We start from the raw sequence: 21476 nt of genomic DNA on the forward strand, positions 1-21476 counted from the left end.
CGCTGCGCTTGAGTTACTGCTTCGCATCTGAAAACCTTGCCCAAATGCCCGCGCGCTGGCAAAGGCAGCGGCATGACTATCGACAAGACATTTGATCCCGCCGCGATTGAGGCGAAATGGTATGCCCATTGGGAATCGACCGGCGCGTTCCGCCCTGAACGCCCGAATGCGGAGCCTTATACGATCGTCAACCCGCCCCCCAATGTGACGGGCAGCCTGCATATCGGCCATGCGCTCGACAACACGTTGCAGGATATCCTGATCCGCCATGCCCGTCTGCAGGGCAAGGATGCCTTGTGGGTCGTGGGCACCGACCATGCCGGCATCGCCACCCAGATGGTGGTTGAACGCCAGATGGCGCAAAAGCAGCAAAAACGCACCGATTTTACCCGCGACGAATTTGTCGCCAAGGTCTGGGAATGGAAAGAGGAAAGCGGCGGCGAGATTACCGGCCAGTTGCGCCGCCTCGGTTGCTCCATGGACTGGGAAAATGAACGCTTCACCATGGACGAAGGCTTCAGCAAGGCCGTGATCAAGGTGTTTGTCGACCTCTATAATCAGGGCCTGCTCTACCGCGACAAAAGGCTGGTGAACTGGGACCCACATTTCAAGACTGCAATTTCAGATCTCGAGGTAGAGACTCGCGAAGTGAATGGCCATATGTGGCACTTCAAATATCCGCTCGCTGGAGGGGAAACCTATACCTATGTCGAGCGCGATGCAGATGGGAATGTCACGCTTCAAGAGGAACGCGACTATATCGCGATTGCCACAACTCGGCCCGAAACGATGCTTGGCGACGGAGCCGTAGCGGTTCATCCCGAAGATGAACGTTACAAACCGATCATAGGCAAACTCTGCGAAATTCCCGTTGGCCCCAAGGAACATCGGCGGCTGATCCCAATAATCACCGACGAATATCCCGACCCCGATTTCGGCTCAGGTGCCGTGAAGATTACGGGCGCCCACGACCAAAATGATTACGCCGTTGCCCAGCGCAACGGCATCCCGATGTACCGGCTGATGGACGAAATTGCCGCGATGCGGAGCGACGGTGCCCCTTATGCCGCGGCCGCCGAACAGGCAAAATCAATGGCTGCCGGAAAACAATGGACAGCCGCCGAAATCGACGCTCTCAACCTCGTCCCTGATGCCTATCGCGGACTTGACCGCTATGAAGCGCGCAAAAAAGTCGTGGCCGATATTGACGCAGACGGCTTGATGATTGCCGTCGAAAGCAAGATAATTCAGCAACCATTTGGCGACCGTTCCGCTGTGGTCATTGAGCCTATGTTGACCGACCAATGGTATGTTGATGCTAAAACACTCGCGGTTCCAGCAATTGAAGCGGTGCGTTCCGGTGCCATCGAAATCGTCCCCAAGTCGTGGGAAAAAACGTATTTCAACTGGATGGAGAACATCCAGCCATGGTGCGTCTCGCGCCAGCTTTGGTGGGGGCACCAGATACCGGCATGGTTTGACAGCGACGGCAAATGCTATGTCGCCGAAGATGAAGCCGGGGCGCAAGGCTTGGCAGGTGAAGGCGTCACTTTGATGCGCGACCCAGACGTGCTCGACACATGGTTCTCCTCCGCGCTCTGGCCGTTCGGAACCTTGGGCTGGCCTGACCAATCCCCCCTCCCGCTTGCGGGAGGGGCCGGGGGAGGGTCAGTGGAACCAACTGACTCACCCTCCCCTAACCCCTCCCGCAGGCGGGAGGGGAATATGCTCGACCGCCATTACCCCAATGACGTTCTTGTCTCCGGCTTTGACATCCTGTTTTTCTGGGATGCGCGGATGGCGATGCAGGGGATTCATTTCATGAAAGAGGTGCCGTGGAAGACGCTTTATCTCCACGGACTCGTCCGCGCCGCCGACGGCAGCAAGATGTCGAAGTCGAAAGGCAACACCGTCGATCCGCTGGGCCTGATTGACCAATATGGCGCCGATGCGCTGCGCTTCTTCATGGCGGCAATGGAAAGCCAGGGCCGCGACATCAAGATGGATGAAAGCCGCGTCGCCGGGTACCGCAATTTTGCAACCAAGCTGTGGAACGCCGCCCGCTTTGCCCAATCCAACGGCATTGGCGGGTCGGACAGCATCAGCGCGCCCAAGGCGGAGCTTGCCGTCAACCGCTGGATTATCGGCGAAGTCGTCGAAACGCTTGAAAAGCTGAACAAGGCCTTTGCCGAATTCCGTTTCGACGGCATGGCCGATGCCATCTACCATTTCGTCTGGGACCAGTTTTGCGACTGGTATCTGGAGCTTATCAAGCCTGCGTTCGTTGATGGCGAGAAGCAGGATATGGACGCAGAATCGCAAATGGTGGCGGGTTGGGTGCTCGACCAGATATTGGTGATGCTGCATCCCTTCATGCCCTTTGTGACCGAGGAATTATGGCATGCGCTGGCCGATCCGGCAGCGCCCCGCGCCTATGACCTGATCCACGCCAAATGGCCGGAACCCAAGGCCGAGGTCGATGCCGAAGCCAAGGCGGAGGTCGAATGGCTGATCCGTCTGGTTGGCGAAGTGCGGACCGCGAAGAACGAACTGGGCATTGCGCCGGGCGCGAAGATGGATGCCTTTGTCCGCGACGCGTCCCCTGCAACGCAGCAACGCATTGCCCGTCAACAGTCCGCACTGGCGCGATTGGCGCGGCTCGATTCAGTGACCACGGGCGACGCGCCGGAAGGTGGATCGGTCCAGCTGGTGGTGGATGAGGCAACCTTTGTCCTGCCTCTGGCCGGTGTCATCGACCTTGACGCCGAGCGTGCGCGCATCAGCAAAGCTATCGAGGCGGCTACCAAAGAAGCTGCGGCCCTTTCCGGCCGCCTATCGAACGCCGCCTTCGTCGAAAAAGCCAAGACCGAAGCCGTGGAAAAGGCGCGCGCTGACCATGCCGAAAAGACCGCCGAGGCTGAGCGCCTGACGGCGGCACTAAAGCGGTTGGGCTAAGCCTTGGCTTTTTCTTTCAGCGATTCATTCCACGCAAAGACGCAAAGATTTTCAAGAGCGCGGCGTAGCCACTTTCTGTAACCAGCGCATCTGCGTATCCGAACTCCAGATTCGAATCTAACCTCTTAAAAACCTTCGCGCCTTTGCGTGAAATAAAAAGGTTTTGGGACTATGAACGGAAAATTGAATTGCACAGTTCGGTATCCGAAAAAACCTTCGAATTGCCTAGAATTCCCTGTCCTACTGGCCCCCAACTCGGGTAGGTCGACAGTGATGATGCTGCGCTTGCTGACACTTTGGGTCATTGCCCTGTTCTTGCTGCCCCCTGCCTATGGGCAATTGCCCGGTGCACCCCAAAATGTGCAGGCCACAATCGAGTCGGAAACGACGTCGCCCGCGCCTGGCGACACTGTAACAGTCGCCATCATCATGGACCCAAAACCGGGCTGGCATGATTATTGGCTGAACCCCGGCGATGCCGGAACGCCGCTCGAACTTGAATGGACTTTGCCCGAGGGCGTCAGCGCCGGTCCAATCCGCGCTCCGGTGCCTGAAACGTTGGTTGTAGGCGGGTTTATGAACCATATCTACCGGCAAAAACATGCCTTTCTGGTTGACATAAAACTACCCCCGAAGCTTCAGCCGAGTAAACAAATCGATTTAAAGGTCGATGCCAGATGGTCCGCCTGTTCCGATTTGGTCTGTGTTCCCGAAGGTGGCAGCTTTGTCATTCCGTTGAAAATCGGCGATGGCCGGATCGACGCCGATCAACGCAGCCGGTTCGACATGTGGCGCGCCGCACTGCCTGTGCCGCTGGACCGTCAGGCACAGTATAAGATCAATGGAAAAGTGATTTCCGTGGCCATTCCCTTTCCCGAAAATGCCGACGCCCAAAGCATCTGGTTCTTTCCGCAGACCGAAAATGTTTTTCGCTATGCTGCGAAACAGTCGGCCCGGCGCAGTGGGGACTGGTTGGTGGTGTCGGGCGAAATCGACACGCAATTTACTGGCAGGATAGACGGCGTCCTGCGCTTTGGTGACGCACAAGGCCTGATAGTCAGGGCTACGCCCGGTATGGTACCGCAAGGTGGCAACGCCCTGTCGGTACTCGGTGAAAAGACCGGAGAAACGGGGGGCTCAACGCCTGGGAACCTTTTCTGGATATTGGGACTGTCCATCCTTGGTGGTCTGCTGTTGAACTTGATGCCCTGTGTTTTTCCAATTTTGGGTTTGAAAGCGATCGCCATTGCCAAATCGGGAGGAAATGAACGGGAGGCCAGGCTCGATGCGGTGGCCTATACCACCGGCATAATCCTGAGTTGTCTTGCCTTGGGCGGTGCAATGCTGACCTTGCGGGCGGCGGGTGAGGAAATTGGCTGGGCATTTCAACTGCAAGACCCGAATGTCATATTCCTGCTGCTGTTGCTGATGACGGCAATTACTGCGAATCTTGCGGGATTGTTCGACATTGGCACCATAGGGGCAGGCGACAGTTTAACGCGGAAAAAGGGCGTGGCGGGGTCGTTCTGGACCGGTGTATTGGCAGCAGTCGTCGCCACGCCATGTACCGGTCCCTTCATGGCAGCCGCAATGGGCGCGGCGTTGTTGCTGCCTGTGGGTCAGGCCCTGTTGATTTTTGCAGGTCTGGGCTTCGGGTTGGCGCTGCCATTTCTTGCCATTGCGTTTATTCCGCCCTTGCGCGCCCACATGCCGAAAGCCGGACCTTGGATGGAAAATTTCCGCCGGTGGATGGCCGTGCCAATGGCTTTGACCGCAGCCGCCTTGCTCTGGCTTTTGGCGCAGCTGGTGGGCGGTGCAGGCTGGGTGATCGGCGGCGTCAGTGTGGCGGTTTTGATAGCCGCTTTGTTCATTACGACGCGCAAGAAGGCACACAATTTCGCCATTTTGGGCTTGGCGAGCTTGATTGCCATAACGGGGATATTTGCCATCACCCGCCTTGAGCCGCCCAAGACCGGCAGCCTGACGGCCAGCAAAAGTGGGAATGTACCGTTTTCGGTCGAAAAACTCGCCGCTTTTCGGGCCGACCATCGACCCGTTTTCCTTTATTTTACGGCAGACTGGTGCGTAACATGTAAAGTGAATGAAGCGGCGGCGATTGATCGGGAAGAAACAAAAGCTGCATTTAAAAAGGCGGCTATTGTCACCATGGTGGGTGATTATACCCGCCGGGACCCCGCCATAACCCGTTTTCTTGCCCAGAATGGCAGGTCAGGAGTTCCGCTATATCTGTATTATCCAGCCAAGGGCGAGCCGCAGATTTTGCCACAGATCCTGACGGAGGATATGATGCTGGAATTGGCGAAATGACACTCTTCTCTGTGGAAACAGGGACAAATTTCGCTGAAATTTGCCCCTGCCCCTGCCTTCGAGCTGCGACCCGGTCAGGACTCGCCGGCAATGTCGATGCGCTTGACCTGATTGGCCCCGATGACGGTTATTCCCTTGACACCGACGATGCCGGTCAAGGGAACCGACCTTTCGAATATAAGATCTCCGCTATTCTGCGCGTCATGGTTGGTGGCACCGGGCGCGTGAACGATCGCCACTTCGATACCCCAATAATCCGGTCGTTCTTGATAAATGCGGGGGGCCAGTCTGGCTTCGAAACCGATACCCGGGAGTTTCCCCCTTACCCAGAGATACAGGCTGTCTTGAAAAGGCAATTTACGCAGTTCAGCGATGTCGAAGTCAACAATCCGCCCATTTGGCACACTCGAAAGCGAGCCAGTGGTGGAGAAACTCATTTTTAATCCAATCGAGCGATATTATATGTCAATATTTTGAATGAATAGTATAAATTTATGAAACTATATTATGCAGCATATAGCAATTTACCTGCACGTAAAGTGAACGATGAAGGTATTCAACGCGCAGCGCCCTATGGCGCTGAAAGCATTTTCAAATAATTTTCGACGATGAACTTGATGATCAGGAAAATCGCCGAAACGGGCCATGCCAATACAATAGGGCGCGAATCATGCATTTTTGTTTGAAATTTCCCGGGATATGATGGCCATTGCGTGGCGGTCGGGACACAATATGCGACAATTCTGCACAGATGCTGCCTAAGCCCTTTATTTGCGCGGCAAATGGCTGTACTGACGCCCTCTTATAACATCAGGAGTATCGACTATCGCAACCCCGCCTACCCGGCGCGCTATGACCCCACCTGTTAAAAGTGGACCGCGCTACAACAATTTGATCACCGCCGAAAAAGTCCGGGTCATCGATGATGACGGTGAAAATCTGGGGGTGCTCTACACCCGCGAAGCGATAGCACAAGCGGCCGAAGTGGGCCTTGATCTGGTCGAAGTATCTCCGAACGCTGATCCACCCGTTTGCAAATTTCTCGACATCGGCAAATTCAAATATGAGGCCCAGAAAAAGGCCAACCTGGCCCGTAAAAGCCAGAAGACGCAGGAGATCAAAGAGATCAAGATGCGTCCGAACATCGATGACCATGACTATATGGTAAAGATGAAAAAGGTGGCCGAGTTCATTGAAGAGGGTGACAAGGTCAAGATCACGCTGCGTTTCCGCGGTCGCGAATTGGCACACCAGCAGCTGGGAATGCAGTTGTTGCAGCGCGTTCAGGCCGATACCGCCGATACGGCCAAAATTGAGGCCCATCCCCGGATGGAAGGGCGCCAGATGCTGATGGTGCTTTCACCGAAATAGTTCGTTTGGCAGGTACCAAGACCACCATGGCCGGGTTTATGTCCCGGCCATTTTTTTGCGTAGCGCGAGCCCGTAAATAATCGCAGCAGCAGCAGCGAACAGGAACCACTGAACAGCGTAAGAACCATTATTTGCGATCTTGCTACGAATTTTGCTTAAGGATGGCGGTTCGGGCGTTCGAAGCCCACCCAGGCCTGTCTTTGATACCAGCATGGGCCGCAAGATGACTTTTGAACCGAATAGCTTTGCAATCATCGATTGTCGGTCGGGTTCGGTCGTAATCACCCCCTCGACCAATCCACCATTCCAATCCACTTTTTCATTTGGACGATTCGATATGCCAGCGACAATTAAAGCGCCCGGCCCTTCGGCACCGGTGGCACATTCTGCAAGATAACGGGTACCAGTGTTGCCCATATTATCGCTGCCCGAGTCTTCGACCCAGCGCACCACGCGCAAACAGGTGACCAACGATTTGCGGTGCAATGAACTTGCGTCCACCGGACCCAATTGGGGGTAGGCAATAGCGGGCTTGGAGATATTCGCGGACACTTGCCGCAATAAAATCTCGTTCATGCCCTTGCGCTGCAATTGCCAGATGCCAAGTCCGACCATCGTTGCAACGGCAAGGCTGACCAATATCGTTGGGATTAATGGCCATTTCATGTGACGTCATCCCGCCCGGCTTCCTTAGCGCGGTTGTAATGTTCCGCCGCCAGCAGAGCGCCCTTAGACACCCGTAACGCATATACCGTCATTGCCGCAGTGACGGGTACCCAAATAATGACATGCACCCAAAATGGCGGACGGACAGCGGTATCGAGCATCAGCGCCATAATGATAATCAGCGCACCGATGCCCAAGGTCAGCAACGCAGCTGGCCCATCGCCGACATTGAACCCGGCATAGTCCAGCCCGCAATTACCACAGCGATCGGAAAAGCGCGCTGGCCCTGCAAACAATGTTTTAGCCCCGCATTGCGGACAGAGACCAAAAAGGGCAGCCTTGGCGATGCCTGGCTGCCCTTTTGGTTTTTGGATGTCTGGCACCAATATGCCTTATGCGTGGACGGGTGCGCCCCATCCTCCCCAGATGTAGATGGCGATGAAAAGGAACAGCCATACAACGTCCACAAAATGCCAATACCAAGCGGCAGCTTCAAAACCGAAATGCTGCTGCGGCGTGAAATGCCCCTTATAGGTTCGCACGAGACAAACGATCAGGAAGATAGTGCCGACGATGACGTGAAAACCATGGAAACCAGTCGCCATGTAAAAGGCGGTTCCGTAGTTCAAACCGCCGAATGGAAATGGTGCCACCGAATATTCATAGGCCTGAATGGAGCTGAACAGCAGTCCCAGGATGATGGTCAACCACAATCCTTTTTTAAGCCCTTCACGATCACCATGGATCAACGAATGGTGGGCCCATGTGACTGTCGTGCCCGAGCAAAGTAGAATAAGCGTGTTCAGCAATGGCAATTTCATGGCATCGAGTACTTCAAGACCTTTTGGCGGCCATTGAAGCAGAGCGGCTGCGCCTTCCTGCCCGATCAAATTCGTTACGGTAAAGGCGTGGGTTTCTGCGTCTTTCACAAGCTCAAGCGGCACCGGGAAAAGCGCGTAATCAAACCAGGCCCAAAACCAAGCGACAAAGAACATCACTTCTGAAGCGATGAACATGATCATGCCATAACGCAAATGCAGCTGCACCACCGGTGTATGATCGCCAGCATGCGCTTCATTGATCACATCCGACCACCAGGTGAAAAAGGTGTATAAAACACCAAGGAAACCGAGCCCAAATACCAAACTGCCATACCCAAACTGTTCAGGATGCAGCCACATCACCAAGCCGAAAAACATAGTGAGTGCAGAAAACGAGCCGAGGATCGGCGTGATGCTCGGCGGTAAAATGTGATAGTCGTGATTCTTGGCACCGGCCATGGTCAATTCCCTGTAGTCTAACGCGTTGCGATTGGTCTTAGCTTCCCTCACCCGCCGGGTCCACCGTCTTCGGGTCCTCAACGGGGTAGAAAGTGTAGCTAAGCGTAATTTCTTCGATATCTTTTGTTTCCGGATCGGTCATGATCTTTGGGTCCACATAATAAAGGACCGGCATGCGAACCTGTTGACCTGCCTGAAGAGTCTGCTCTGTAAAGCAGAAACACTGGATCTTATTGAAATATTTCCCAGCAAGTTCCGGAGTTACGTTAAAAGTTGCTGTTCCGGTGACAGGAGCGTCCGATAGATTTTTAGCAATAAATATCGACATGTCTTTGGCACCGATCGAGACCGTATCTGTCGGGTGTTCCGGCTTGAATTCCCACGGGAGTCCGTTACGCTGATTTGCATCGAAGCGGATAATCATTGTTTTGTCGGTTGCAACAACCGTCGCGGCCTGCGCCGCATCGACGCGCATCGTCGTTCCACCAAAGCCTGTGACCTGACAAAAGATCCGGTACAAAGGTACAGCGGCAAATCCTACACCAACCATGGATATAGCTAATGTACCGGCCATCATGGCGACGCGCAGGTTTGATTGAGCCATCAGCCCCATATCCCGATTTTGGCAACGGTGATGAGGAAAAACAGCACGCAAAGCGCAACAAGAATGACACCCATTATTCGCGAGCGCGCAGCCTGCCGTTGACGAATTATACGCGTTTCTTCGACAGAAAATCCGAATTCTTCAGGCTGCGTCATGCAAACATCATCCGATCAAAAGCGAAAACAGCGAACAGGAGGAAAAGATACAGAATCGAAAATGCAAATAACCGTTTTTCGGGTTTCATTCCCGAAGCTTCATTGGCTTCGTTTCGCCACACAAGAAAGGCAAGCCCCAGAAAAATGACGTTCAAGACCATCGACGCAATGCCATAAAGCCATCCACTTTCGCCCAGAATGAAAGGCGTGACGGCCGTGATCGCCATCGGAAAACTATATGCAAAAATCTGATTCCGGGTAACCCGCTGACCTGAAACATTAGGCAGCATCGGAATGCCGGCTGCACCGTAATCCGTTTTCATGAACAGTGCCAAAGCCCAGAAATGTGGCGGCGTCCAAAGAAAGATGATAGAAAATAGCAGCACGGGCAGCAAGGTGACATCGCCCGTTACCGCGGCCCAGCCAATCACCGGAGGAAAGGCACCGGCCGCACCGCCGATTACAATATTTTGTGGCGTGTTCGGTTTGAGCCAAATCGTATAGACTACCGCGTAGAAAAATATGGAAAAAGCAAGCAATGCTGCCGAAATCCAGTTCACCGCGACACCCATGATGCCGACTGAAAACGCCGCAAGAGCTATGCCGAAATGCAAAGCTGCCTCTCGGTCCATGCGACCGGCGGGCAAAGGACGTTTGGACGTCCGCGCCATTTTTGCATCGACCTCGACTTCATACCACTGATTTAGCGCCCCACATGCGCCGGCGCCCAAGGCAATACATAATATCGCGGTAAAACCAATGACGGGATGGATGTGCCCGGGCGCAGCCAAAAGCCCGCAAAGAGCGGTGAAAACAACGAGCGACATCACCCGGGGCTTGGTCAATGCCCAGAAATCGCGCCATTCCGCTGGCAAGGAAATATTATGCGTAGCCGTTGTCATAATCTAATTCCTGTCCTGCCCCGTTTATATTCAAACAGGGCAGGAGTGGAGGATGTATTCCGGTTACTTGATGACCGGAAGTGTTTCGAACTGGTGATAGGGTGGAGGGCTCGAAAGCGTCCATTCAAGCGTAGTTGCACCTTCACCCCAATAATTTCCTTCTGCACGACGTCCTGCAGCCAAAGACCAGAAGACGTTGATGAAGAAGATCAACACGCCAACGGCCATGATGGCATAGCCGGTCGACGCCACACCATTCCAATAGGCAAACGCTTCCGGGTAATCAGGGTAACGACGCGGCATGCCCGAATTTCCGAGGAAATGCATCGGGAAGAACAGAACATTCACGCCAATGAAGAAAACCCAGAAGTGCAGATGCCCCAGAAATTCATTGAGTTGGCGGCCAAACATCTTGCCAAACCAGTAATAGAAACCGGCAAATAGCGAAAACACTGCGCCGAGCGATAGCACATAGTGGAAGTGGGCGACGACATAATATGTGTCGTGCAGGTTATCGTCCAAGCCACCATTTGCGAGCACAACGCCAGTTACGCCGCCGACAGTGAACATGAAGATGAAGCCCATGGCCCAGACCATCGGCGTCTTGAAGCTAACCGAGCCGCCCCACATGGTAGCAATCCAGCTAAAGATCTTGATCCCGGTCGGGACCGCGATCACCATCGTCGCGGCGGTAAAGTACATCTTCATATCAACGCTCATGCCCGTGGTGAACATGTGGTGCGCCCATACCACAAAGCCAACAACGCCGATGGCGACCATAGCATAGGCCATTCCGAGGTAACCAAAGACTGGCTTGCGGCTGAAGGTTGCTACGATCTGGCTGATAATGCCGAAGCCAGGCAAGATCATGATATACACTTCGGGGTGGCCGAAGAACCAGAACAGATGCTGATACAGAACCGGATCGCCACCGGCCGCTGCATCGAAGAATGCACCGCCAAAGTTACGGTCGACGAGCAACATGGTGATCGCCGCAGCCAATACCGGCAATGCCAGAAGAAGCAGGAACGCGGTGACAAGCACCGACCATACGAACAGCGGCATTTTGTGCAACGTCATGCCCGGCGCGCGCATGTTGAAAATGGTGGTGATGAAGTTGATTGCGCCCAAAATCGACGCTGCGCCCGCAAGGTGGAGCGAGAAAATCGCCATGTCGACAGCCGGACCGACCGACCCCGATGTCGAGAGCGGCGCGTAAACGGTCCAACCCGTTCCGGCACCCAGACCCGTACCGCCGGGCACGAAACTTGATCCCAAAAGCATGATGAACGCAACGACCGTAAGCCAGAAGCTGATGTTGTTCATGCGCGGGAACGCCATGTCAGGCGCACCGATCATCAACGGTACAAACCAGTTGCCGAAACCGCCGATGATCGCGGGCATAACCATGAAGAACACCATGATGAGTCCGTGCGCGGTTATCAGGACGTTCCACATATGATAAGCCTCATCCATCGAGGCGTCTTTGCCGGCCATCATAGAAGCCCAGCTTTGCAGATATTGAATACCGGGCTCAGCAAGTTCCAGACGCATCAAGCCTGAAATCGCGCCCCCTATGATCCCTGCGAAAATCGCGAAGATCAGATAAAGCGTCCCGATATCTTTGTGATTGGTTGACATAAACCAACGGGCGAAAAAGCCCGGCTTATGATCCGCATCATGATGGTCATGTGCGTGAAGGTCGGCGCCCGTAGCAGCAATGCTTGTCATCAGTCTGGCCTTTTACTTGGTTACGGTTACGGCTGCGGCAGGCGCAGCGCTGGAAGGAGTTGTGGCAGCAGCAGGTGCAGGAGCGGCAGCAGCCGCGGCTTCACCGGGCATTTGCCCGCCTTGTGCCTTTACCCATGCTGCGAATTTTTCAGGCGGTAGAGCCTCGACGGCGATCGGCATGAAACCATGACGCGCACCGCAAAGTTCCGAACATTGGCCGAAATAGACGCCCGGCTTCGTAATCGTCAGAGATTTTTCATTCAGGCGACCGGGAACCGCATCGAGTTTGAACCAAAGCGAAGGCACGGCAAAAGCGTGGATTACGTCGGCAGCCGTCGTTTGAATGCGGAGCGGAACGCCTGCAGGCACCACCATGCGATTATCAACCGCAAGCTGCTTTGGACCATCATTATCGGTACGGAAACGTTCTCCCGTGGCGACATCACCTTTGTCCTTGAGCATATTGGACACCACTTCAAATCCGCCATGGTCAGGGTAGCTATATCCCCAATACCACTGATATCCCGTTACTTTAACGGTTACCGCATCGGCTGGCGCAGGTTTGAACTGTTTGGCCAACAGGTCAAGCGAAGGATAGGCAATTCCCAGCAAGATGAGCACTGGAACAAGTGTCCAGACAATCTCGATGAACGTGTTGTGGGTCGTTTTCGACGGCACCGGATTGGCCCGGCGGTTAAATCTTACAATAACCCAAAGCAGCAGTCCGAGAACGAAAAGCGAGATGATTGTAATGATGGGCAACAAAATGGCGTTGTTGATCCATTTGGCATATTGGCCATTGTCGCTGAATTGTTCCTGAAAATCGATTTCCTTTGGTTTCGGCATTCCGATCCCTTCGGTCGGCTTCATCGGGGTGTATCCCGGCAACGAACCGTCCATCGATTTGGGAGCAGTCGCCTCGGCTGGAGCAGCCGCTACAGCACCCGCAGCAGCCGGTGTGGCCACAACAGGTGCGGCAATTTCTTTAGTGACCGGCGCAGGTGCGGGATTCGCCGTCTGCGCCATTGCCAATGACGGCACCGTCATTACAGCAAGGACAATCAGGATTTTCTTCAACATATTCATCAACTTGGCCCCGTATTCTTGGTGCGGCGCAGGAACATTGCGCGGATCCGACATAGCCATGGGCTGCCGGACTCGCGCGACCTATAGGCGCGCTTGTCAGAAGCCTCAAGCGGTCGATTAAAGATTTTTAGCATTTATTTGCCGCGCTTTTCCACCTATTTGCGTTGCAAACCACAAAGCAGAACATGCAATTTACAACATCCGCCCGCGAGGAAAATTTTGACTGTCATGACCGAAGATGAAATCCTGTCTGAATTCCGTAGCGTCGACGCTTTGCTCGAAGGGCATTTTCTGCTGTCATCAGGTCGCCATAGCGCCCATTATCTGCAATGCGCCAGGCTGTTGATGAACCCCGACAGGGCGGCGCGCATTGCGCTGTCCATCACGCAAAAAATCCCGCGTGAGATTCGCGGCGAAATAGAGGCGGTCATTTCTCCCGCTATGGGCGGCATCATCATCGGACATGAAATGGGCCGCGCTCTGGGAGTCGATGCCATGTTTGTCGAGCGTCCCGAAGGCGTCTTTGGCCTGCGCCGGGGCTTTTCCGTCAACAAAGGCGCCAAAATTTTGATGATGGAGGATGTCGTTACAACCGGCCTGTCATCTCGCGAAGCGATCAAAGCGATTGAAGATGCTGGTGGCTCTGTCATTGCCGCAGGCGCGGTGGTGGATCGCTCGGCAGGAACTGCCGATCTGGGCGTACCCTTTTTCCCGCTGATCGAATTGAACTTTCCGACCTATGCGGCGGCGGACCTGCCCGACGAACTGGCCAAAATTCCGGCGGTGAAGCCCGGCAGCAGGGCTGACTCATGACAGCACCCTTGCGCCTCGGGGTAAATATTGACCATGTTGCCACCATACGCAATGCGCGCGGCGGCGATCATCCCGACCCTGTCCGCGCCGCCGAAATCATCGCCCATGTCGGCGGTGATGGCATTACCGCCCATCTGCGCGAAGACAGGCGGCACATTCGCGATGCAGATATAGAGCGGATCATGGCGGCCACCAACCTGCCCCTGAATCTGGAAATGGCCGCCACCGAAGAAATGCTATCCATCGCCCTGCGCCACCGACCTCATGCGGCCTGTATTGTTCCTGAAAAGCGGGAAGAGCGAACGACCGAAGGGGGTCTGGACGCTGCCGGCTTGCATAACCAGCTGGCCCCCATAGTCACGCAATTACGCGAAGCTGATATCCGGGTCAGTCTGTTTATCGAACCTGACGCCCGCCAGATCGAAGCGGCAATCCGCCTCAAATCCCCTGTGGTAGAATTCCATACAGGAAAATATGCCCATCTGTTGCTGGATAATGATCACAACGGTGCCGAAGCCGAGCTTCGAAAAATCGCCGATGCTGCGGCGCTTGCATCCAAAAATGGGATCGAATCACACGCCGGGCACGGGCTGACCTTCGACAATGTCCAACCTATTGCCGCTATCCCGCAAATCGCCGAGTTGAACATCGGCCATTATCTGATTGGCGAGGCGATATTCATTGGTCTGGAAGAGAGCGTCCGGAAAATGCGGATGCTGATGGACATGGCGCGTTGATCGTCGGCCTGGGATCTGATCTGTGCAATATCGAGCGTATTGCCCATTCGCTCGACAGGTTCGGCGAACGATTCGAAAGGCGGGTCTTTACCGAAATCGAACGCGCCAAGGCCGCCAGGCGCCCATTTACCCGGGCCGGCACCTATGCCAAACGCTTCGCCGCCAAAGAAGCTTTTTCGAAAGCCGTTGGGACCGGATTCAAGCGGGGCGTTTTCATGAAGGACATCGGAGTCGTCAACGCGGCATCAGGTGCGCCGACATTGGCATTGACGGGCGGCGCAAAAGCGCGGCTCGACGCGATGATTCCAAACGGCTATGAGGCGCATATTCATCTGACGCTCACCGATGACCATCCATGGGCGCAGGCATTTGTAATCATAGAGGCGCTTCCAGCACAAAAGGTATGAGCAGTTTGACCACCGAAAATAGCACTCCCGCCACCCCGCCCGCATCGACACCTGAAAAGCGAGGTTGGGCCGCATCTTTATGGTCTGAAATCAAGGGGATGTTCTGGCTGCTTATTGCCGTTCTGGCTTTTCACAGCTTCATCGCCAAGCCTTTTTACATTCCCTCGATCTCGATGATGCCGACATTGCTCGTGGGCGACAGGCTGTTCGTATCGAAATACCCTTATGGATGGAGCCATGTTTCACCGACGATCCCAAACCCGGTAGCCATTTTTCGTTGGCTGGTCTTGCGCGAAGAGGTCGAGGCACTCGCCGTCCCACTGCCCGAAAGCCAGACAAGAGTCTGGGGCAAGATGCCCGAGCGCGGCGACATCGTCATCCTGACACCCAAGGGTAAATATCAGGACTGGATCAAGCGTGTGATCGGTCTTCCGGGCGACACAATTGCATTGCGGGAAGGACAGATCTTCTTGAACGGCAAACCGGTCAAGCAGGAAACGCAGCCTAATTTGATACTTCCGGTCGATGCCAATAGTCCTTGCAATGACTATGATTTTCCCGGTGCACTGAATCGCGATGCCACGGGGAAAATGACATGTCACTTGCCGATCATCCGCGAAACCCTGCCCAATGGGGTGCAATATGACACGATCGACGCACGCCGCCGTGAAACGGACGATATGGACCCGGTCAAAGTTCCGGCAGGCCATGTGTTTCTGATGGGCGACAATCGGGACAATAGCTCGGACAGTCGGGTCGCTTCCGAACTGGGCGGGTTGGGTGGTCCGGTATCATGGGACAGGTTGGGCGGCAGGGCAGAGATTATTACCTTCTCGGTCGATGGTAGCACTGGATTAAACCCTGCAACATGGTTCAGTTCGCTACGCGGTGATCGCGCCGGATCAAGCCTTCGGCCCAAAAAGATAAAAGTACCAAAAGGTAAGGCCGAATGAATGATGCCGCAACCGCGAGGCCCCGTAAAGCGCGTGTTCCAAGGAAACAGGCCGAGCCAGTAGCGGATGTATTCCGCGAAGAGGTAGGGCCAACCGAGTTTTACGATCCCCTCGTTCGCAGCGAACTGAAAAAAGCGGCGGTCTGGATTGGTATGGCAACATTTGTGGTCGCACTGATCTGGCTGGCGCAGCCGATTTTGCTGATTATCGGGGGACTTGTACTGGCCGCCATGTTCGACGGCGGTGCCCGCCTTTTGGGAAGAATACTCCCCATTCCACGTGGCTTTCGGTTGACGATTGTCGTGCTGGCAGTGTTTGGCTTCATTTACTGGACATTTGTCTTCACAGGGTCGGAGCTCGCCGCACAGGCCGCCAGTTTGCAGGCGATTATCGAAGCACAGGTTGAAACACTCGGCAACCGGATCGCAGCGTCTGGTTTCAACATTTCTGCCGATGATGTCAAAGGATTCGGCACACAAATCCTGAATTCGGTCGGGCGTGTGACTGCGGCGGTTTCTTCGGTGGTGGGCACGGTGACCAATATGGCAATGATGCTCGTTCTGGCCATTTTCATCGCGGCCGAACCACGCATGTACGAACGCGGCGTTGCGTGGATGTTACCCTTGGCCGAACGCGAGCATTTCTATGGCACAGCGGAGAAAATCGGCCGTGTGTTGCGCCGCCTGATGGCGGGGCGCCTGCTGGGCATGGCGGTAGAAGGCTTTGGCACATGGATCCTTCTTAGCCTTGGCGGCGTGCCAATGGCGGCGCTGCTCGGCATTCTTACCGGCTTACTCGCATTCCTGCCCAATATCGGCGCGATTGTTTCAGGGGCACTCATCATCCTTGTCGGCTTTTCGGCCGGGGTCGATGTCGGGCTTTATGCCGTCTTCGTTTATTTTGTCGTACAGATGGTCGACGGTTACCTCATTGTTCCCATGGTTGCCAAACGGGCCGTCGACCTGGCCCCGGCGCTGGTATTGGGCGCGCAGATATTGTTCGGGGCGCTATTTGGTATTCTCGGCCTCGCGCTTGCCGACCCCATCATTGCGATGATCAAGGTCGCGCTGGAACGGCAGTCGGAACGGAACGAAGCGCGCGCGGTCCATCAAGGACCGTGATGCGGCACCCATGTTGCTGATATTCGCCTTTCTTATGGGTGTCGCGAATTTCGCGATGCACAAAGCCGTGGTGGAATGCGGGCATCCTTTTGTCGAAGATACCAAGCGTTATTTCGGCACATATTTGGGTCCTTATGGGAGCTATGCCATTGAACTGGCACTGTTGATCGGCGCGCTGTGGCTGGCAAATGAAGGTTCGGTTTTGGTTGGTCTCTTTTATCTCGCCTATACGGGCATGAATGCTGTCGCCACCTGGATGTTGCTGACGGGCAAAACTTAGGATGGGGACCACTTAAATACACTTGCGAGGTTTGAGGCCATTTTGCACAGGGCAAGGAAGGAAGCCGCAGGGATATAAATATATCTCAAGTCTTTCTGACGCAGCCCTGGGAAAAATGGGTCAAATCCTTCGTACGTCAAAATGGCTTTGATATCGAACCAAAATACGCTTGCAGGCAGAATAACTGCCTGACGGCGCGCATTTTGCTCCGATATCTTCGCCATTTTGACGCCTCGCAAGTGCATTTAAGTGATCCCCATCCTAAGATGGGGACCTAATCACCCTTTGTTATTAAGCGCCACCTGCCTATATGGCGCGGGTGCCGCCGTTAGAAACCCCAGCCGATAGCAAGCCTGATTTCGCCGTCATGCGGCGCTTTTTACCTTATCTGTGGCCAAAGGACGAACTTGGCCTTCGCGTTCGCATCGTCTGCGCGCTGCTGCTCGTCATTCTGTCAAAGTTGATCCAGCTCAGCATGGCGTGGCTCTATGGACAAGCGGTGGACCGGATGGTTCCAGGCATGGAAGACGGCGTCGTAATCGCCATTGCACTGGTCGCCGCTTATGCCGGTGCGCGTTTTGGCGGGGTGTTGTTCGACAATTTGCGTAATGTCGTGTTCGAACGGGTGGGGCAGGATGCCACGCGCCGTCTTGCGGAAAATGTCTTTGGCCATCTGCACAATCTGTCCATGCGGTTCCATATGAACAGGCGTACCGGTGCTGTGACCAAAGTCATTGAGCGTGGCACCAAGAGCATTGATATCATGCTCTATTTCCTGCTATTCAACATCGCACCGACGCTCCTCGAACTGGTGCTGGTTTCGGCCTATTTTCAGATCGAATTCGGCTGGGGCATTGTGATCGCAACTTGGATCATGGTCGTTGCCTATATCGGATTTACCACCATCATCACCAATTGGCGCAACAAATTGCGCGAGGAGATGAACGAACTGGATACCCAAACGGTAGCCAAGTCGGTCGACAGCCTGCTCAATTATGAAACGGTCAAATATTTCAACGCCGAAAAGCGCGAAGCCGCCCGTTACAACCAAGTCGTCAGCCAATGGTCCGACGCAGCTGTTAAATCTGAAAATTCACTGGCGATTCTCAATGTCGGGCAATCGTTGATTACCAACCTCATGATGGCAGGTGCCATGGGCTATGTCGTCTGGGGATGGTCGCAGGGACAATTTACAACCGGTCATGTCGTGACCGTCAATACCTTGTTAGCGCAGCTGTTCCGCCCGCTCGACATGCTCGGCATGGTCTATCGCACGATCCGCCAGGGCCTGACCGATATGGCGGCGATGTTCGACTTGATCGACACCGCTCCTGAAATTGTTGATGTGCCCGGTGCGCCGTCGCTTATCATCAAGGGCGGCGCACTTTCCTTTGAAAATGTGCAATTCGGCTATGAATCAAACCGCCCGATCCTGAAGGGCGTCAGCTTCGAAATTCCGCCAGGCGGAAGGCTCGCGGTTGTGGGGCCATCAGGCGCAGGAAAATCAACAATCGCGCGGCTGATTTATCGCTTTTACGATGTCACCGGCGGGCGCATCACGATTGATGGACAGGACATAAGGCAAATCGCGCAAAGCTCGTTGCGATCTCAAATCGGAATCGTGCCACAGGACACCGTGCTGTTCAACGACACCATCGGCTATAATATCGGCTATGGCCGCGAAGGTGCCGATCAGATCGCAATCGAGGAAGCCGCCCGCGGCGCCGCGATCCACAACTTCATCACCTCCCTGCCCGAAGGTTATGACGCCAAGGTTGGCGAGCGCGGGCTGAAACTATCAGGCGGCGAAAAGCAACGGGTGGCCATTGCCCGAACGCTGCTGAAAAATCCGCCGATCCTGATCCTAGACGAAGCAACCAGTGCCTTGGACAGCCGGACCGAAGCTGAAATACAGTCGACGCTCGACCGCATATCGGTACGCCGCACAACCATCATCATTGCCCACAGGCTTTCGACCATCGTGGATGCAGACCGTATTCTGGTACTGGAGGCGGGTCAGGTCGCCGAACAGGGCACCCATGCCGAGCTATTGGCCAAAGATGGACTCTATGCCGAGATGTGGGCACGGCAGCAAAATGAGGGCGAAGAAGAGGTTGTGGCGGTGGAGTAAACGGGCGGCAACTCCAGCCTTTTTTGTTCCCTTTACAGCCAGATACATGTTCTATAAATGTTCTCTCCGCGACCTAACTATCCACAGCGGAGTCGCGCATGGTTGAAGCACGGTCTATCCTGGACGAGATATCGGGGTTAGAGCCTGGCGCAATGGCCACTGCCCCTGAACCAATCAAAGCTGCTGATATATTGCACCGTGTATTCGGCTTCCCTGCATTTCGCGGGGTGCAGGAAGATGTCGTCAATCGGGTACTTGCCGGTCGGAACAGTCTGGCCGTGATGCCGACGGGCGCGGGAAAGTCGCTTTGCTACCAGTTGCCTGCTGTGATGATGAACGGCACGACGGTTGTCATTTCGCCTCTTATCGCCTTGATGCATGACCAGATGCGGGCAGCGGACGCAGTTGGTATAAGGGCAGCGACGCTGACGTCGGTCGATGACAACCGTGCCGAGACAATGGAGCGCTTTCGAAATGGTCAGTTAGACCTGCTCTATGTCGCACCGGAACGGGCGAACAGCTTCGAATTCCGTGGTCTGCTCCGTGAAAGCAAAATCGCGCTTTTCGCCATTGATGAGGCGCATTGCGTGTCCGAATGGGGGCATGATTTCCGTCCCGACTATCGGTTGTTGCGGCCCTTGATGGATGACTTTCCCCACGTTCCGCGACTTGCCCTGACCGCGACAGCCGATGCCCATACGCGCGCGGACATTGCCGAACAGCTGGGCATTGCGCCGGACGGGATCATCATTTCCGGCTTTGACCGACCCAATATTCGCTATGCCATGAACGGCGGCGGCAAGGGCGGAGTCGCGTCGCTGGTGCGTTCGCTGCACGGTGCGGGCATTGTCTACGCGCAGACGCGGGACCGTACTGAAAAGATCGCGGCACAGATCGCCGCGACCGGACGAACCGCGCGTTTCTACCATGCGGGAATGGAGCCGCGGGTGCGGGCCAAGGCGCAGGCTGATTTCGTGGCTTCCGAAGATATGGTCATGGTCGCCACGGTCGCATTTGGCATGGGCATCGACAAGCCTGACGTGCGCTTTGTCGTTCATGCCGGGCTACCGAAATCGATCGAATCCTATTATCAGGAAAGCGGACGTGCCGGGCGGGATGGCGACCCGGCGGTTGCACATATGCTATGGTCGGCGGGCGATTTTACCCGCGCGCGCGAACGCTTGGCCGAGCTACCCGAAGAGCGGCGCGATGCCGAGCGGGTGCGTATCGATACACTATCGCGCCTCGTCGAAACCCATGGCTGTCGACGCGCGATCTTGCTGCGGCATTTTGGCGAAGATCCGCCGGAAACTTGCGGCAATTGCGACAATTGTCTTGAGGCTCCCGCTGTTAAAGATGCAACCGAGCTGGCGCAAAAGCTGCTTTCTGCTGTCTTTCGCACAGGGCAATTGTTCGGCGTTGGCCATCTGGAAAAGGTGCTGACCGGCAAAAGCGATGAGCGGGTGCTGAAATTCAGGCATGACCATTTGTCCGTATTCGGCATTGTCGATGACCAGGAAGCAGCATCGCTCAAGCCGCTGGCACGGGCGTTGCAGGCGCGAGGCAGCCTTGTTGCCAATGAACATGGCGGACTCAAACTGGCGGGTGATGCGCGCCAGATCATGCGCGGCGAGAAAAAGATTGAGATTGCGCTGGTGCCAACGGGTCGCAAGCGGCGCGAACGTGGCGGCGGCAACCCGCTCGGCGATCCGCTGTTCGACGCCCTGCGCGCAAAGCGGCGTGAACTGGCTGAGGAGGCGGGTGTGCCGCCCTATGTCATATTCCACGATAGCACATTACGCGACATGGCGATGCTGAAACCGCGAAACCGGTCGGATATGGCGCTGGTCAACGGGGTCGGCGCGCGCAAGCTGGATGCCTATGGCGACGCGTTTCTGGACGTGGTGCGCCAGTTCCAGACGATCGCATGATGCAGGCCGCTTGTGCTAAATGCGC

21 protein-coding genes are annotated in these 21476 nt (G+C 55.2%); 11 read left to right on the forward strand and 10 right to left on the reverse strand.

Annotation, left to right across the window (positions count from 1 at the left end; all coding sequences use genetic code 11):
* Positions 1 to 72: 72 nt before the first annotated feature.
* Entirely contained in the window at positions 73 to 2955 is a 2883-nt protein-coding gene (locus EUU23_RS11290) for a valine--tRNA ligase (RefSeq protein ID WP_160354202.1), read from the forward strand.
* Between the two features lie 273 nt (positions 2956 to 3228).
* Positions 3229 to 5283: a protein-disulfide reductase DsbD family protein gene (locus tag EUU23_RS11295; protein WP_160354203.1), complete on the forward strand. Its 2055-nt coding sequence runs from the start codon at positions 3229 to 3231 to the stop codon at positions 5281 to 5283.
* 74 nt (positions 5284 to 5357) lie between these two features.
* Here EUU23_RS11295 and EUU23_RS11300 read toward each other — a convergent pair whose 3' ends face one another.
* Positions 5358 to 5720, reverse strand: coding sequence for a hypothetical protein (locus EUU23_RS11300; RefSeq protein WP_160354204.1), 363 nt, complete (start codon positions 5718 to 5720; stop codon positions 5358 to 5360).
* 415 nt (positions 5721 to 6135) lie between these two features.
* On the opposite strand from EUU23_RS11300, the gene infC reads away from it, so the two are divergent.
* Positions 6136 to 6654 carry a translation initiation factor IF-3 gene (gene infC / locus EUU23_RS11305; protein WP_160354205.1) on the forward strand — a complete coding sequence of 173 codons (519 nt, stop codon included), beginning with the start codon at positions 6136 to 6138 and terminating at the stop codon, positions 6652 to 6654.
* A 36-nt stretch (positions 6655 to 6690) separates the two neighbouring features.
* Here the strand turns inward: infC and EUU23_RS11310 are convergent, their stop codons facing one another.
* The 8 genes from EUU23_RS11310 to coxB all read right to left on the reverse strand — a co-directional run bounded on the left by EUU23_RS11310 (position 6691) and on the right by coxB (position 13078).
* Positions 6691 to 7320, reverse strand: a complete 630-nt coding sequence (locus EUU23_RS11310; protein ID WP_160354206.1) for an SURF1 family cytochrome oxidase biogenesis protein — start codon at positions 7318 to 7320, stop codon at positions 6691 to 6693.
* A complete protein-coding gene (locus EUU23_RS11315) occupies positions 7317 to 7703 on the reverse strand; it encodes a DUF983 domain-containing protein (protein WP_160354207.1) in 387 nt (128 codons plus the stop codon). Before EUU23_RS11315 ends, EUU23_RS11310 begins: the two co-directional genes overlap by 4 nt.
* A 9-nt stretch (positions 7704 to 7712) precedes the next feature.
* On the reverse strand, positions 7713 to 8600 hold the full coding sequence (locus EUU23_RS11320) for a cytochrome c oxidase subunit 3 (protein ID WP_160354208.1): 888 nt from the start codon (positions 8598 to 8600) through the stop codon (positions 7713 to 7715).
* A 37-nt stretch (positions 8601 to 8637) separates the two neighbouring features.
* On the reverse strand, positions 8638 to 9204 hold the full coding sequence (locus EUU23_RS11325) for a cytochrome c oxidase assembly protein (protein ID WP_425505124.1): 567 nt from the start codon (positions 9202 to 9204) through the stop codon (positions 8638 to 8640).
* Positions 9204 to 9359 carry a hypothetical protein gene (locus tag EUU23_RS13995; protein WP_179956546.1) on the reverse strand — a complete coding sequence of 52 codons (156 nt, stop codon included), beginning with the start codon at positions 9357 to 9359 and terminating at the stop codon, positions 9204 to 9206. Before EUU23_RS13995 ends, EUU23_RS11325 begins: the two co-directional genes overlap by 1 nt.
* Positions 9356 to 10261: a heme o synthase gene (locus tag EUU23_RS11330; protein ID WP_160354210.1), complete on the reverse strand. Its 906-nt coding sequence runs from the start codon at positions 10259 to 10261 to the stop codon at positions 9356 to 9358. The genes EUU23_RS13995 and EUU23_RS11330 overlap by 4 nt, the downstream gene beginning before the upstream one ends.
* Positions 10262 to 10324: 63 nt before the next feature.
* Positions 10325 to 11992: a cytochrome c oxidase subunit I gene (gene ctaD / locus EUU23_RS11335; protein WP_160354211.1), complete on the reverse strand. Its 1668-nt coding sequence runs from the start codon at positions 11990 to 11992 to the stop codon at positions 10325 to 10327.
* A 12-nt stretch (positions 11993 to 12004) separates the two neighbouring features.
* Positions 12005 to 13078, reverse strand: coding sequence for a cytochrome c oxidase subunit II (gene coxB / locus EUU23_RS11340; RefSeq protein WP_160354212.1), 1074 nt, complete (start codon positions 13076 to 13078; stop codon positions 12005 to 12007).
* 228 nt (positions 13079 to 13306) lie between these two features.
* Between coxB and pyrE the strand changes: the two genes are divergently transcribed.
* Genes pyrE through EUU23_RS11370 form a run of 6 tightly spaced genes read left to right on the forward strand, consistent with a single transcriptional unit; the run spans position 13307 to position 17389 of the window.
* The gene (pyrE, locus tag EUU23_RS11345; protein ID WP_160354213.1) at positions 13307 to 13891 is read left to right on the forward strand and encodes an orotate phosphoribosyltransferase; all 585 of its coding nucleotides are present in this window, start codon (positions 13307 to 13309) and stop codon (positions 13889 to 13891) included.
* The gene (locus EUU23_RS11350; protein ID WP_160354214.1) at positions 13888 to 14628 is read left to right on the forward strand and encodes a pyridoxine 5'-phosphate synthase; all 741 of its coding nucleotides are present in this window, start codon (positions 13888 to 13890) and stop codon (positions 14626 to 14628) included. Before pyrE ends, EUU23_RS11350 begins: the two co-directional genes overlap by 4 nt.
* Complete coding sequence (acpS, locus tag EUU23_RS11355) at positions 14625 to 15035, forward strand: holo-ACP synthase (protein WP_160354215.1); 411 nt, start codon at positions 14625 to 14627, stop codon at positions 15033 to 15035. The genes EUU23_RS11350 and acpS overlap by 4 nt, the downstream gene beginning before the upstream one ends.
* Entirely contained in the window at positions 15032 to 15988 is a 957-nt protein-coding gene (gene lepB, locus EUU23_RS11360) for a signal peptidase I (RefSeq protein WP_160354216.1), read from the forward strand. Before acpS ends, lepB begins: the two co-directional genes overlap by 4 nt.
* Entirely contained in the window at positions 15985 to 17109 is a 1125-nt protein-coding gene (locus tag EUU23_RS11365; RefSeq protein WP_160354217.1) for an AI-2E family transporter, read from the forward strand. The genes lepB and EUU23_RS11365 overlap by 4 nt, the downstream gene beginning before the upstream one ends.
* Before the next feature lie 10 nt (positions 17110 to 17119).
* The gene (locus EUU23_RS11370; RefSeq protein ID WP_160354218.1) at positions 17120 to 17389 is read left to right on the forward strand and encodes a hypothetical protein; all 270 of its coding nucleotides are present in this window, start codon (positions 17120 to 17122) and stop codon (positions 17387 to 17389) included.
* Here EUU23_RS11370 and EUU23_RS11375 read toward each other — a convergent pair.
* On the reverse strand, positions 17386 to 17613 hold the full coding sequence (locus EUU23_RS11375; RefSeq protein ID WP_160354219.1) for a hypothetical protein: 228 nt from the start codon (positions 17611 to 17613) through the stop codon (positions 17386 to 17388). The two genes, EUU23_RS11370 and EUU23_RS11375, sit on opposite strands and share 4 nt — an antisense overlap.
* A gap of 86 nt (positions 17614 to 17699) precedes the next feature.
* On the opposite strand from EUU23_RS11375, the gene EUU23_RS11380 reads away from it, so the two are divergent.
* Together EUU23_RS11380 and recQ are read left to right on the forward strand one after the other, a co-directional pair.
* Positions 17700 to 19520 (forward strand): ABCB family ABC transporter ATP-binding protein/permease, encoded by a 1821-nt coding sequence (locus tag EUU23_RS11380; RefSeq protein ID WP_179956547.1) that lies wholly within the window; start codon positions 17700 to 17702, stop codon positions 19518 to 19520.
* 152 nt (positions 19521 to 19672) lie between these two features.
* Positions 19673 to 21451, forward strand: coding sequence for a DNA helicase RecQ (gene recQ / locus EUU23_RS11385; protein WP_160354725.1), 1779 nt, complete (start codon positions 19673 to 19675; stop codon positions 21449 to 21451).
* Positions 21452 to 21476 lie beyond the last annotated feature (25 nt).

Origin of the sequence: Sphingorhabdus profundilacus (genome assembly GCF_009769755.1) — a bacterium.
GTDB classification, from domain to species: domain Bacteria; phylum Pseudomonadota; class Alphaproteobacteria; order Sphingomonadales; family Sphingomonadaceae; genus Sphingorhabdus_B; species Sphingorhabdus_B profundilacus.

Bases quoted from the DNA above. Each gene is read 5' to 3' on its own strand.
- lepB (WP_160354216.1), top strand. From the start codon at position 15,032: ATGAGCAGTTTGACCACCGAAAATAGCACTCCCGCCACCCCGCCCGCA.
- ctaD (WP_160354211.1), bottom strand. From the start codon at position 11,992: ATGACAAGCATTGCTGCTACGGGCGCCGACCTTCACGCACATGACCAT.
- EUU23_RS11310 (WP_160354206.1), bottom strand. From the start codon at position 7,320: ATGAAATGGCCATTAATCCCAACGATATTGGTCAGCCTTGCCGTTGCA.
- infC (WP_160354205.1), top strand. From the start codon at position 6,136: ATGACCCCACCTGTTAAAAGTGGACCGCGCTACAACAATTTGATCACC.
- EUU23_RS11380 (WP_179956547.1), top strand. From the start codon at position 17,700: ATGGCGCGGGTGCCGCCGTTAGAAACCCCAGCCGATAGCAAGCCTGAT.
- EUU23_RS11295 (WP_160354203.1), top strand. From the start codon at position 3,229: ATGATGCTGCGCTTGCTGACACTTTGGGTCATTGCCCTGTTCTTGCTG.
- EUU23_RS11290 (WP_160354202.1), top strand. From the start codon at position 73: ATGACTATCGACAAGACATTTGATCCCGCCGCGATTGAGGCGAAATGG.
- EUU23_RS11370 (WP_160354218.1), top strand. From the start codon at position 17,120: ATGTTGCTGATATTCGCCTTTCTTATGGGTGTCGCGAATTTCGCGATG.
- EUU23_RS11375 (WP_160354219.1), bottom strand. From the start codon at position 17,613: ATGGCGAAGATATCGGAGCAAAATGCGCGCCGTCAGGCAGTTATTCTG.
- EUU23_RS11320 (WP_160354208.1), bottom strand. From the start codon at position 8,600: ATGGCCGGTGCCAAGAATCACGACTATCACATTTTACCGCCGAGCATC.
- EUU23_RS11365 (WP_160354217.1), top strand. From the start codon at position 15,985: ATGAATGATGCCGCAACCGCGAGGCCCCGTAAAGCGCGTGTTCCAAGG.
- pyrE (WP_160354213.1), top strand. From the start codon at position 13,307: ATGACCGAAGATGAAATCCTGTCTGAATTCCGTAGCGTCGACGCTTTG.
- recQ (WP_160354725.1), top strand. From the start codon at position 19,673: ATGGCCACTGCCCCTGAACCAATCAAAGCTGCTGATATATTGCACCGT.
- EUU23_RS11330 (WP_160354210.1), bottom strand. From the start codon at position 10,261: ATGACAACGGCTACGCATAATATTTCCTTGCCAGCGGAATGGCGCGAT.
- EUU23_RS11300 (WP_160354204.1), bottom strand. From the start codon at position 5,720: ATGAGTTTCTCCACCACTGGCTCGCTTTCGAGTGTGCCAAATGGGCGG.
- EUU23_RS11325 (WP_425505124.1), bottom strand. From the start codon at position 9,204: ATGGCTCAATCAAACCTGCGCGTCGCCATGATGGCCGGTACATTAGCT.
- EUU23_RS11350 (WP_160354214.1), top strand. From the start codon at position 13,888: ATGACAGCACCCTTGCGCCTCGGGGTAAATATTGACCATGTTGCCACC.
- EUU23_RS13995 (WP_179956546.1), bottom strand. From the start codon at position 9,359: ATGACGCAGCCTGAAGAATTCGGATTTTCTGTCGAAGAAACGCGTATA.
- coxB (WP_160354212.1), bottom strand. From the start codon at position 13,078: ATGAATATGTTGAAGAAAATCCTGATTGTCCTTGCTGTAATGACGGTG.